We start from the raw sequence: 12,618 nt of genomic DNA on the forward strand, positions 1-12,618 counted from the left end.
TAAATGCTCAATATCATTGCATATTTTGATAATGATAGGTATTCATAAAAAAACGTCAAAAAATAAGGAAAACCATTTTTTGACGTTCTAATTATAGTATATTCAATTAACTATGCCTGATCATCATCTGAAATCAGAAAACCTTGTACAATCGTAAAAATGATTAACAATAGATACCATAGTATTTTACGGTTTCTTTTTTTCTGTGCCTTACTAGTTGGCATATGCTTAACCCCCTTACAGATAAATAACTTTTTTGGTATGTCTTATTATACCATGAAAAAGATTAAAGTTTAAAGTGATAGCCTATAAATATGTACCCTCTAACATTTTTTACAAAAAATTGCATTTATTGTTATTTTACTATTAAACATGTTTTCTTCACTATGTAGAATGTAGTTGAATGAGCGTAAGTGTTTGCTCATAAAATATAGTGCGAGTTTATATCACACAAAAAGGCGTATTATATTATGGAAATGAGTTTTAGATGGTATGGATAGGACGATTCTGTTACATTACAACAAATCCGTGAAATCCCAGGTATACAAGGTATCGTTACAGCGATTTACGATATTCCTGTAGGCGAAGTTTGGCCAATGGCGCGTATCGAACAACTTAAGAAAGATGTTGAAGATACAGGTCTACATATTTCAGTTATCAAATCAGTACCGGTTCAGGAGGATATCAAACAAGGTAAACCTAACCGGGGCTAATTAATCGAAAACTACAAAACGACTTTAACTAACTTGGGTAAAGCAGGAATACCTGTTGCATGTTATAACTTTATACCAGTATTTGACTGGACTCGTTCTGACCCAAACCATGGCTTACCAGATGGTTCTAAATCGTTAGCGTCCATCAAAGAAGTTGTTGAACGTATGGATCCAGCTGAAGGTGGCTTATTAATGAACTTTGTTGGTATGTTAACTGACTCTCGTTCATTCATCTCTTACACTCGTCACGAATACTTTCGTCGTTTATTCTGCGACTATATCGGTGACTTGGTTGAACGTGGTGAAATACCTAATAATGAAGCATTATTAGAAAAATTAATCACTGACGTTTCTTTCAACAACGCAGTACCGTATTTTGACGCTGCTGACGTCGTATCAAAATAAGACTTTTTGGTAAATGATGACTTGTAACTAAAGTATTAACCCAATTGATCGGACAGTTTCCGCTTTTTTTCTGGAAAAATATGTTCAGAATTTCCTAAGAATGCGACAAATGCGGATAGGGAGGGTGAAATATGATAAAATGATAGTTGAGAAAGTACGTTATGCGTATAAAAATGATGTTGGGAGAGTATTGAATATGAACATTGGTATAGATAAACTACATTTCTTCACACCGCATGTCTATGTGGATATGGAAGAACTTGCTGAAGCTAGAGACGTTGAGCCGGCTAAGTTTACAATTGGTTTAGGTCAAACCCAGCAAGCAGTGGCACCCTTAACCCAAGATCCAGTTTCAATGGCAGCTAACGCAGCTTGGCCAATTTTAACAGCAGAAGATAAAGAGGCAATTGATTTCATTATTGTGGGATCAGAATCAGGTGTCGACCAATCAAAAGCAATGGCAGTCCATGTGCACCAGCTTTTGGGGATTAACCCATTTGCTCGCGCTATTGAAATGAAAGAGGCCTGTTATGCAGCAACTGTAGGTCTTCAAACTGCGGTATCCCATATCGCTCGTCATCCAGAGTCAAAAGTGTTGGTGATTGCAACCGACATAGCTAGATACGGCTTGAATACTTCAGGAGAATCGACACAAGGTGCAGGTGCAGTAGCTATGTTAATTAGTAAAGACCCACGCGTTGCAGTTATTAACGACGACGCAGTTTCTTACACTGGAGACATTTACGACTTCTGGCGACCAAATTATTCTACATATGCCCAAGTAGATGGTAAATTCTCTAATGAACAGTACCTATCATACTTAGAGACAGTGTGGACTGAATATAAAAAACGGACCAATAAAACTTTAGCTGACTTTAAGGCTTTAGCCTTCCATTTACCTTATTCTAAAATGGGCTTAAAGGGCTTGCGTCAATTATTGCCAGAAGTGGATGAAGCTAAACAAGCAGCCTTAACAGAACAATTTGAATCCAGCCGTGTCTACAATAAACGGGTTGGAAACATCTATACTGGGTCATTGTATCTAAGTTTAATTTCCCTATTGGATCAAAGTCAAGATCTACAAGCAGGCGATACTATTGCCCTTTATTCATACGGATCAGGCGCAGTAGGTGAGTTCTTCTCTATTACTTTAGTGGAAGGCTTCAAGGACATGTTAGCTGACGAAAGTCATCAAGCCATGTTAGATAACCGTATCCAACTATCGGTTGCCGACTACGAATTGATTTTCCAAGAAGAATTACCAACAGATGGTAGTCAATTAGTCTTATCTGAAGATGAAGAGCAGTTCCAATTAGCCGGGGTGGAAGGTCATAAACGACTGTATAAATAAAAAATCGTTACCTACAAGAAGGATCAACTTCAAGTGGGTAACGATTTTTTGCTTATTTCGATTATTCTTGTCTTAATTTTTCTAAAATTTCTTTGGCTGCGGCCAGGTTCTTATGGTCAGCGTTTTCTAAGACCGTCACTACGGCATTAATTTCTTGGTCGCCGTCAGCACCTGCTTGAATGGCCAATGATTTAGCTTGTAACTGCATGTGGCCAGCTTGGATGCCTTCAGTAACAAGGGCCCGAACTGCGGCAAAGTTTTGCGCTAAGCCTAGTGAAACAGCAATTTCCATCAGATGTTTAGCGTCCGATTGACCTAAAATTGACTTGGTTACTTGCACAGTTGGGTGGATCCCAATCGACCCGCCAACAGCCCCTAAGGCTAGCGGTAGGGTGAGTTCACCAGATAAAATTTCTCGGTCACTGTCGTAAGTCCATTTGGCTAAGCCTCGGTATTGGCCGTCTCGAGCTGCGTAGGCATGGACACCCGCTTCAACTGCCCGCCAATCATTTCCAGTGGCCAATACAAAAGCGTCGACCCCGTTCATGATTCCCTTGTTGTGTGTGGTCGCCCGGTAAACATCCACTTGCGCCAACTGGCTAGCTAAAGCGATTTTGCTGGCCACTTCAACCCCGGAAATAGGGCCTTTATCCAGTAAACGGGCCGTAATTTCACAAGTCGCCGTTGCCGTCGCTTCAACCGCATAATTGGATAGGATAGCCATCAACCCATCAATATTCGCTATAAAATCCACCTGTCCAAGAATATGCGCCTTCAAAGCCTCCAGCATAGTATTCATCATATTGGCCCCCATCGCCTCCTGAGTGTCTATCGTTAGATACACAATGAAAAAAGAGGCACTACTAGCGGTTGCTGGATAGTATTGACTACGAATGGAGCGCGCGCCACCACCGCGTCCAACAATGGAAGGGTAGGCCGCATTAGCCACAGCCAGTAAATCATCCGCAAATTCTGTCACATACGCTTCAAGGCGCAAGGCCTGCGCGTCATCTTCAAGTCCGGTAAAAGCAATTTGCCCAGTCATCAGACGCTGGTTAACCTGACTCTTAAAACCGCCTGCCTGCTGGATAATTTTACCGCCATTTGAAGCAGCCGCAATCACAGAAGGTTCCTCAGTCACCATAGGAATGTGGATTTCTTGATCGTTTATTAGAAAGTTTAAGGCCAAACCATAGGGAAGTCCGTAGGTTGAAAGGGCATTTTCAATCATATTATCAGCGATTTCAGTGGGTAAACCTTGGCCGTTTTTTAAAAATTCAGCTTGGTCACTAGTGATTTGCTCTTGGGCCACTAAGACATCGATACGGTCTTGGCGAGACTTTTTATAGTAGGATTTGAATGGATTTTCAGACATGATAACTCCTTTTTCAATAAAGAAACGGACCAGTATACCTAGCCCGCTTGGTTAAAAATAATATATATTATGACGCTTTTTGTAGGTAGATATTATCGTTCATTACATGACCATCAACGATTAAAACGAAAACTTGTCTAAAGTCATCGAAATCAATGCGGTTATCATGGCCTAAAAATTTTAAAGCACTCTTTCTTATGTGAACTTGGCCAATATGGGTTTCTAGTACCTCGTCGTAGGCGGAAAAATCCGTCTCATTGGTCCGCAAAACCAGGTCAACTTCCTGTTCATTAGAAATATGTAAATATTGTGTATCATTTAAACAAATATGTTCAAATTGTGATAATGATTGCAATTTATTGATTGCTTTATTCGAAAAAAATAGCTTCAAATTTCATCCCCCCATAGGCCTCAAAATAAAAGAATGCAAAAAATACGTTCTTAAGAATATATCATGTTGATGATATTAATACAATAGTGTGGTTTTGATGAACCAGCGCTCATTTCTATTATACAATAAGTAAGAACGATTATAAAATGTTTGGGTTACCTCTTGCTAAAGATGCAAGGTTAGCATATACTAAAAGAAATAATATACTTGTATGCACTAGGGGAGCTTTTGCTGAGATGTTTCAAAACAGACCCTCATAACTTGATCCGGTTTATACTGGCGGAAGGAAGTGTTCAATAGCCATTTGTTGGTGAATGATTTAATGCGTTAAATCGTTGAATACATTGAGAGGTCGTGTTTGTCACAATTGTGATAGATGCGATTTTTTTATTTGCTTTGATGATATTTCAAAATAGCTTTCAATGTGCTTACAAAGGAATGGAGAAGAAGAAATGAGATCAGTTAAGTTAAATGAAAATATCGAGGCTGCTATTGCAGCAGTAATTGCTTTTATAGTATCAATGATACCGATTGAAATTGGCCCAAGCTTTGGGGTCCAAATTTCACTAGCCATTATTTATATTGTAGCGTTTAGAAGAGGGATTCGTGCTGGTTTATTGTCAGGATTCTTGTTAGGACTGATTAAATTTATTTCTGGATTTGCCAGTATTTTAACACCAGTACAAGGTATCATAGAATATATATTTGCCTTTGCCTTAGCTGGATTAGCGGGTATTTTTGCCCTACAAATCCAAGAAGCAGCAAAGAATAACCATGAAAAAAACTTATTCCTATACGTAGGACTAGCAACTTTCATCGCCATATTTGCAGAATACTTTGTCCACTTCCTAGCCGGTGTAGCCTTTTGGGGCCAATTCGCACCAGAAGGCATGAGCCCATGGGTATACTCAGGTGTAATGAACGCCATGTCAGGACTTGCGACATGGGGCGCGTGCTATGCTATTTCTTACCTACTAATCAAAACCAATAAGAAAATTATCCTAGTTGAAAAATAAATATCCGCAAGCAAAACAGGGCCGTGACGTAGAAATCACGCCCTGTTTTTTGATGCATGTAGTTATTTGGTTAATGACGTAAATTCTTTGAAAATGTGCAGTGAAAATGCACAACTTTGGTAATTATTGTTCTTAAATAATGCGTTACGTAGCGTTATCAATCTTGTGTTGAATAGCGGAGTAGCGTACGAGTGGTTTGACACTGTTTTTGAGAGCGAATGGATAGAATTATTAAATCGAATTAATATATTGACGGTAAAATGACTTGAAATAATATCCTTAGGGAGTGCAGAATAAGGCAACGTTTCATGTAACCCCTAACTGTCCAAAATAAACTAGATTTTTCAAAATGATCTACAGTTAAAAGAAATTTTAAGTACAGTTTTTTTGAATAGCATTCCCGATATAGGTTGAAACTTACCTGGCATGCCGTCGCAGTGAAGTAGGATAATCAGCCAAGCCCTTAGAACAAGGCTAAGGACTTGGCCTCGCTGGATTTAAGGCATGACAGGTAAAGTGAAAGCCGAAGAATTTCTAATTTTTAAAGAAAACAAAAAACCAGAGTGAAATAAATCACTCCGGTTCTTATGTAATGAAAGGAATTGAAAAAATATTAGTTTTCAGTATCTTCTACAATTTGGCCTTCTTTTTCATCGATTAATTCTGGTTCAGCAACTTCTGCATCTGGGTCAACTTCTTCTGGCTCTTCAACTGGCGCAGAAATAGCTACAACAACCTCTTCAGCATCTGTTACTAATTCAATATCGCTAGCAAGTTTTAAGTCACCAGCAGTTACTGAGTCACCAATAGCTAAGCCTGTAACGTCAACTTCAACTGAATCTGGCGCAGTTGCTGGGTCAGCAACAACGTTAATTTCAAGTGTTGTCGTAGAAGCTACACCTTCTTGATCTGCTAAAGCATCTTCGTTAACAATAACGATAGATAATGGCATTTCAAGTTTTTGACCTTTTTTGATTGCTTGTAAAGAAATGTTGTAGATAGTTGGTTTCAACGCTGATTGTGAAATTTCACGTACGTAAACTGTATGTGTCTTACCATCTAACTCTAAATCAAATACTGAGTTAAGTCCTAATTCACGACGAATTTGTTCTACATCAGATACTGACAATGAGATGTTAACTGGATCTAAGTCACTTGCGTACACAACGCCGGGAACTAAGTCTTCTTTACGTAATTGTTTAGCTGCTGAAGTACCAGCGCCATCACGTTTTTGAGCTGTAAATTTCATTCGAATACCTCCTGAGTATATACGTTTGTATTTACGTTTCCTACAATTTAAAAATTTAGAAACACACTTAATAATAACACATATGAGTAGTAAAATCTATTTTAACTGATAGGAAACAAACAATTGGTAATGAATTTTTCAATAGAAAAGTATGAGAAAAAGTAGCCCACACTGCCATAAAGGGACCTTCTGTGGTAAAATGAAGCAAATATAAAGAGTGACTGGTATGGATAAAAAGGGTAAAACGAGTCGCTTAGGAGGATTAAGATGCAATTTAAAAGTACACGTAACCAGGATAATATCGTGACAGCTTCACAGGCCATTATTCAAGGACTAGCAACTGATGGCGGACTTTATGTCCCAACAGAATGGCCTAGCATTGACCTTGATTGGTCTGAATTAAAAGAGATGACCTACCAAGAATTGGCTTATTTTGTCATGTCTATCTTTTTTGATGACTTTTCAGAAGCAGATTTAAAAGCATGTATCGATGGGGCTTACGATGAAAAATTCGATACGGATGTAATTGCGCCATTAGCGAAAGTTGGCGAAGACTACTATTTAGAATTATTCCACGGTCCAACGATTGCCTTTAAAGACCTAGCGCTACAAATCTTACCTCATTTAATGAAAAAATCAGCTGAAATGAATGCCAATGACAAAGAGATTGCCATTTTGACAGCTACTTCAGGCGACACTGGTAAGGCAGCAATGGCTGGATTCGCAGATGTACCAGGTACAAAAATTATTGTCTTCTACCCGCAAGGTGGGGTTTCTACTATTCAAGAAAAACAAATGGTAACACAAAAAGGGGACAACACATTTGTGGTGGCAATTGAAGGGAACTTTGATGATGCGCAAACAGAAGTAAAACGCTTATTTAACGATGAAGCTTTACGCGCTGACTTAGCGGCAGAAAACATCCAATTCTCATCAGCGAACTCAATGAATATCGGGCGCTTAATTCCGCAAGTGGTGTACTACTTCTACACATATGCCCAATTAGTGAAACACGAAGAAATTGAAGCGGGCAGTCCGGTCAACTTTGTGGTCCCAACAGGAAACTTCGGGGACATCTTAGCTGGTTACTATGCACAAAAATTAGGCCTACCAGTTGGTAAATTGGTTTGTGCTTCTAACGATAACACTGTCTTATACGACTTCTTCAACACAGGAGTTTACGACAAAAACCGTGATTTCAAGCTAACTATTTCACCATCTATGGATATCTTGGTTTCAAGTAACTTCGAACGGATGTTATTCCACGCTTTAGGGGATGACGTGGCCCAATTGTCAGACTTGATGAATGACCTAGATGAAAAAGGGCGGTACGAATTCCCAGCTGACCTGAGCGAGAAATTTGCATCCTTCATTGGCGAATTCGCCGACGAGGACCAAACTAAAGCGGAAATTGACCGCGTATACCAAGAATACGACTATTTAATGGATCCGCATACTGGTGTTGCATCAGCGAGTCTACAAAAATTGAAGGCCAAAGATGCCCTAAATGGACCAAGCGTTGTTGTGTCAACAGCTAGCCCATACAAGTTCCCACAAGCTGTTTTGACAGCTATTGGACAAGATGTTGAAAATGCGACTGACGATGAATTGGTAGCCAACATTAAATCTGCAGGAAATCGCGATTATCCAAATGCCATCAAAGAAATTCAAACTGCTGAAGTACGTCACAACCGCGTATCGACTGTAGCGGATATGAAGGCAACAGTTGTGGGCATTTTAACTGGAGATTAGCCAATTGGAAAGTGGAGGAGACCATGCTTAAAGGATTAAATTTAACAGTCGTTGTCACAGGTGGCATCGCTGCGTATAAAATCCCAGATTTTGTCCGTACCCTCATTAAAGCAGGGGCTAATGTGCGCGTTGCCTTGACACCGTCTGCCAAGCAATTTGTCACACCATTTACCTTTGAAGTCCTAACCAAATATCCATCATTAGTTGAAGGTGTCCACTGCCCGGATACCGTGGCCCATATCGCTTTAGCCGATTGGACTGACTACGCCATCGTTATGCCAGCAACCGCCAATACAATTGGGAAATTTGCCAATGGCATTGCGGATAACGAAGCATTGTCCATGATGTTGGCCTTGAAATCGCCACTCTTATTTGTACCCGCTATGAACGAGAAAATGTGGACTAACCAGGCTACTCAACGTAACGTCAGCCAACTCCGTTTAGACGGCCATATTGTGGTAGAACCAGATACCGGATTCCTAGCAGAGGGCTATGAAGGAAAGGGCCGGATGCCAGCACCTGAAGCCGTATTCCAAGCCCTATTAGCCTATATTGCCATCGATAAGCAGGGGCAAACTCTTGATTTAACCGGGCATAAACTACTGGTATCAGCCGGCGGGACTACCGAGAAATTAGACCCCGTCCGATTCTTGACCAACCGTTCTTCTGGCAAAATGGGTTTGGCTATCGCCAATGCGGCCGCACTAGCTGGCGGACAAGTGACCCTAGTCCGTACTGACCACGCTAAAAATCTGCCTGTTCTACCCGGCATAGAAGTGGTCACCGTCGAATCAGCTCAAGAATTGTATGACACCATGCACAAACATGTCACAGACAAGGATATTGTTATCATGTCTGCCGCTGTATCTGACTACCGATCTGCCTATCCAGCTGATCAAAAAATGAAAAAAGACCAGCTATCTAATCAAGATGGGTTGACCATTCAATTGGCCGAAAATCCTGATATTTTAGCTAGTCTGCCTAAAGAAGGTCATTATACAGTGGGTTTTGCAGCTGAAACGCAAAAGGTGATTGAATATGGTCGCAACAAATTAGTGAAAAAAGGGGTTGACATGATTGTCGCTAATGACGTTTCAGACCAAACAATTGGCTTCAATACAGATGACAACCAAGTGACTTTAATCACTAAAGATAGTGAACGACCTTTAGAAAGACAAAGTAAAATCGGTGTAGCAGTTGAATTGTTAGCCCGTATACAAGACGAACTCAAATAACGCAAAAAAATGATGCCGGAATTGAAATCCAGCATCATTTTTTCATATATATAAGTAATTAATCTTAAATTACTCGTCGCCTAACAAGTTGGTATGCTCGTCAAGGGCGAATGGTGTTTCTTCACTGATGTGATCGTAGAACATGATCCCATTTAAGTGGTCAATTTCATGTTGCAATACGATGGCTGGGTAGCCAGAGAAACGTTTCTTATATTCATTACCGTCAATATCGTTGTAAGTAACTGTAATGCGGGCGTGACGAGGGACATAACCTGGTACGTCGCGGTCAACGGATAAACAACCTTCACCTTCGCGAAGGCAAACACCTTCAACAGAGTGGCTGACAACGCGTGGGTTTAGGAATACACCGTTTAATAGTGGCTCGGCATTTTCTGGATCCATTAAGTCTGGCACTAATAGGGCAGTCATTTGAATAGATACATCTAATTGTGGCGCAGCAATCCCAACGCCACCCCGTAAACCATATTTTTCAGCTAATTCTTCATCTTGGCTATTGCGTAAAAACTCCATCATATCATCAGCTAACTGACGAATTTCATCAGAAACTGGGAAAGTAATTTTTTCAGCTTTCTTTCGTAAGGTAGGATGTCCTTCGCGAATAATGTCTTTCATAGTAATCATCTGAACAACTCCTTTTCTTCTATCATAACTGATATATTTTCTCATAAAAAGTCCCTGAATGCAAAAATACCAAATCATGTATTCTTATTCACGATATGTAACAGAAGATAAAAATAGACTAGTACAGTTTGTAAACACCTTAAAAACATTTGTTTTCTTAATGTGTTGAAAAGTCCTATTATTTGGCAAAAGATAAAGATTACTACAAAATTAACAATGGAAGGGGTTTCTAATCGCGGTTTCTGTATTATAATAGATTTTGTTGCAAAAATTGCAAAAAGATTGAAAAGGCTCGCATGATTTGATAAAGTAAATCAGTAAGGTAAATAAAATAACACAGATTAACAATCGTATGTGTAATTTTTATAAAAGAGAGGAATGTGTTACAAATGGCTAAATTACCAGTGGATTATGACGCGCAGCTAGATGCTATCAGTGCTCAATTTCAAATGGTTCAAATTTTAGATGAAGATGGAAATGTTGTTAACCCTGACTTCATGCCTGATTTATCAGATGAAGAATTAGTTGAGTTAATGAAACGGTTGGTTTTCTCACGTACACTTCATGAACGCTCAATGGCATTGGCAAAACAAGGTCGTTTAGGTTTCTATGCACCTACTTTAGGTCAAGAAGCTTCTCAAATGGCAAGTTCTTATGCATTTACAAAAGATGACTGGTTGTTCCCAGGATATCGTGATATCCCTCAATTAATCGCTCACGGTTTAAAAATCTCTCAAGCATTCTTATGGTCTCGTGGACATGTTGAAGGTAACAACTACCCAGCTGATCTAAATGCATTGCCACCACAAATTATCATTGGTGCACAATACATCCAAGCGATGGGGTCTGCTCGTGCACAAAAATTAAATGGTGACAAAGCTGTAACATTTACATATACAGGTGACGGTGGTTCATCTCAAGGTGATGTATACGAAGGTATGAACTATGCTTCTCGGTATAAGGCACCAGTCGTATTCTTTATCCAAAACAACGGTTTTGCAATTTCAACACCTCGTTACAAACAAACAGCTGCTGAAACTTTAGCACAAAAAGCTGTATCTGTAGGTATCCCAGGTGTTCAAGTAGACGGTAACGATGCTTTAGCAGTTTACGCTGTATCTAAACAAGCACGAGAATGGGCATTAGCTGGTAATGGACCTGTTTTAATTGAAACAGTTACAAACCGTTTAGGCGCTCATTCTACTTCAGGTGATGATCCTAAGATCTACCGTACGCAAGAAGACATCGACAGCTGGACTAAACGTGAACCGTTAATCCGTATGCGTGTATTCTTAGAAGGAAAAGGCCTATGGTCTGAAGAAATCGAAAATGAATATGTAGAACAAGTTCGTGAAGAAATCAAAGAAGCTGCGAAAGAAGCTGACATGGCACCTAAACAAACAGTTACTCAATTCTTAGAAAACATGTTCGAAGTGCCTGGACAAAATATTCAAGAACAAATTGAAGCATATTCAGCAAAGGAGGCTAAATAATTATGGCTAACTTAACAATGATCGAAGCAATCACTGAAGCGCTAGACCAAGAAATGGCTCGTGATGAAAAAGTATATATTTTTGGTGAAGACGTTGGTAAAAACGGTGGTGTTTTCCGTGCGACCAAAGGATTATTCGACAAATATGGCGAAGAACGTTTAAGCGATACACCATTATCTGAATCAGCTATCGGTGGTATGGCAATTGGTATGGCATTACACGGATTCCGTCCAGTGATGGAAATCCAATTCTTTGGTTTCGTATTTGAAGTATTTGACTCAATTGCTGGTCAAATGAACCGTACACGTTTTCGTATGGGCCAAACTCGTAACTTACCTATCACTATCCGTTCACCATTTGGTGGTGGTGTGCATACACCAGAAATGCATGCGGACTCATTAGAAGGTTTAATGGCACAGACACCTGGATTGAAAGTTGTTATTCCATCAAACCCACGCGATGCAAAAGGTTTATTAACAGCTGCTATTCGTGATAACGACCCAGTATTATTCTTAGAGCATATGAAACTTTACCGCTCATTCCGTGAAGAAGTCCCTGAAGAACAATACGAGTTAGAAATTGGTAAAGCTAACCTAGTTCAAGAAGGTTCTGATGTAACAATCATTGCTTATGGCTACATGGTTCGTGAAGCAATCAAAGCGGCTGAAGAAATAGCTAAAAATGGCGTTTCTGTTGAAATCGTTGACTTACGTACAGTTTCTCCATTAGATATGGAAACAATTACAAAATCAGTTGAAAAAACTGGTCGCGTAGTAATCGTACAAGAAGCACAACGTCAAGCAGGTGTTGCCGATAAAGTAGCTTCAGAAATTTCTCAACGTAGCATTCTATCTCTAGAAGAACCTATTAAAGTCGTAGCTGCGCCAGATACAGTGTTCCCATTTGGTATGGCTGAAAATGCTTGGTTGCCAAATGCAACTGATATTGTTGCGACTGCTAACGAAATTACAGGTAAATAGTAATTAGGGGCGTGAC

10 protein-coding genes, 1 pseudogene and 1 riboswitch are annotated in these 12,618 nt (G+C 39.7%); of the genes and pseudogenes, 7 read left to right on the forward strand and 4 right to left on the reverse strand.

Translation table 11 applies throughout. The features are described 5' to 3' along the window. Positions 1-470: 470 nt before the first annotated feature. Together AC973_RS09925 and AC973_RS01255 are read left to right on the forward strand one after the other, a co-directional pair. A pseudogene (locus tag AC973_RS09925) lies at positions 471-1,118 on the forward strand (mannonate dehydratase). 196 nt (positions 1,119-1,314) lie between these two features. Beyond that, a complete protein-coding gene (locus tag AC973_RS01255) occupies positions 1,315-2,469 on the forward strand; it encodes a hydroxymethylglutaryl-CoA synthase (protein WP_048726254.1) in 1,155 nt (384 codons plus the stop codon). Positions 2,470-2,530: 61 nt separating this feature from the next. On the opposite strand, the gene AC973_RS01260 is transcribed toward AC973_RS01255, so the two are convergent. Together AC973_RS01260 and AC973_RS01265 are read right to left on the reverse strand one after the other, a co-directional pair. Then, positions 2,531-3,844 carry a hydroxymethylglutaryl-CoA reductase, degradative gene (locus tag AC973_RS01260; RefSeq protein WP_048726258.1) on the reverse strand — a complete coding sequence of 438 codons (1,314 nt, stop codon included), beginning with the start codon at positions 3,842-3,844 and terminating at the stop codon, positions 2,531-2,533. A 67-nt stretch (positions 3,845-3,911) separates the two neighbouring features. After that, positions 3,912-4,235 (reverse strand): iron-sulfur cluster biosynthesis family protein, encoded by a 324-nt coding sequence (locus tag AC973_RS01265; protein ID WP_016896469.1) that lies wholly within the window; start codon positions 4,233-4,235, stop codon positions 3,912-3,914. A 208-nt stretch (positions 4,236-4,443) separates the two neighbouring features. Continuing rightward, a riboswitch (TPP riboswitch) is annotated at positions 4,444-4,540 on the forward strand. Positions 4,541-4,687: 147 nt separating this feature from the next. Here AC973_RS01265 and thiT point away from each other — a divergent pair. Continuing rightward, entirely contained in the window at positions 4,688-5,251 is a 564-nt protein-coding gene (gene thiT / locus AC973_RS01270) for an energy-coupled thiamine transporter ThiT (protein ID WP_016896470.1), read from the forward strand. Positions 5,252-5,864: 613 nt separating this feature from the next. On the opposite strand, the gene AC973_RS01275 is transcribed toward thiT, so the two are convergent. Next, a complete protein-coding gene (locus AC973_RS01275; protein WP_016896471.1) occupies positions 5,865-6,500 on the reverse strand; it encodes a 50S ribosomal protein L25 in 636 nt (211 codons plus the stop codon). A gap of 261 nt (positions 6,501-6,761) precedes the next feature. Here AC973_RS01275 and thrC point away from each other — a divergent pair, with 261 nt between their 5' ends. Both thrC and coaBC read left to right on the forward strand, forming a co-directional pair. Continuing rightward, positions 6,762-8,252 (forward strand): threonine synthase, encoded by a 1,491-nt coding sequence (thrC, locus tag AC973_RS01280; protein WP_048726263.1) that lies wholly within the window; start codon positions 6,762-6,764, stop codon positions 8,250-8,252. A 23-nt stretch (positions 8,253-8,275) separates the two neighbouring features. Continuing rightward, positions 8,276-9,487 carry a bifunctional phosphopantothenoylcysteine decarboxylase/phosphopantothenate--cysteine ligase CoaBC gene (coaBC, locus tag AC973_RS01285; protein WP_048726266.1) on the forward strand — a complete coding sequence of 404 codons (1,212 nt, stop codon included), beginning with the start codon at positions 8,276-8,278 and terminating at the stop codon, positions 9,485-9,487. Between the two features lie 69 nt (positions 9,488-9,556). On the opposite strand, the gene def is transcribed toward coaBC, so the two are convergent. Further along, positions 9,557-10,129 carry a peptide deformylase gene (gene def, locus AC973_RS01290; RefSeq protein WP_016896703.1) on the reverse strand — a complete coding sequence of 191 codons (573 nt, stop codon included), beginning with the start codon at positions 10,127-10,129 and terminating at the stop codon, positions 9,557-9,559. 389 nt (positions 10,130-10,518) lie between these two features. Here def and pdhA point away from each other — a divergent pair, with 389 nt between their 5' ends. Beyond that, complete coding sequence (pdhA, locus tag AC973_RS01295) at positions 10,519-11,622, forward strand: pyruvate dehydrogenase (acetyl-transferring) E1 component subunit alpha (protein WP_048726379.1); 1,104 nt, start codon at positions 10,519-10,521, stop codon at positions 11,620-11,622. 2 nt (positions 11,623-11,624) lie between these two features. Further along, on the forward strand, positions 11,625-12,602 hold the full coding sequence (locus tag AC973_RS01300; protein WP_048726269.1) for an alpha-ketoacid dehydrogenase subunit beta: 978 nt from the start codon (positions 11,625-11,627) through the stop codon (positions 12,600-12,602). The last annotated feature ends 16 nt before the right edge of the window (positions 12,603-12,618 follow it).

Source organism: Carnobacterium sp. 1290_CSPC (assembly GCF_001053265.1).
Taxonomy (GTDB): Bacteria; Bacillota; Bacilli; order Lactobacillales; family Aerococcaceae; genus Aerococcus; species Aerococcus urinaeequi.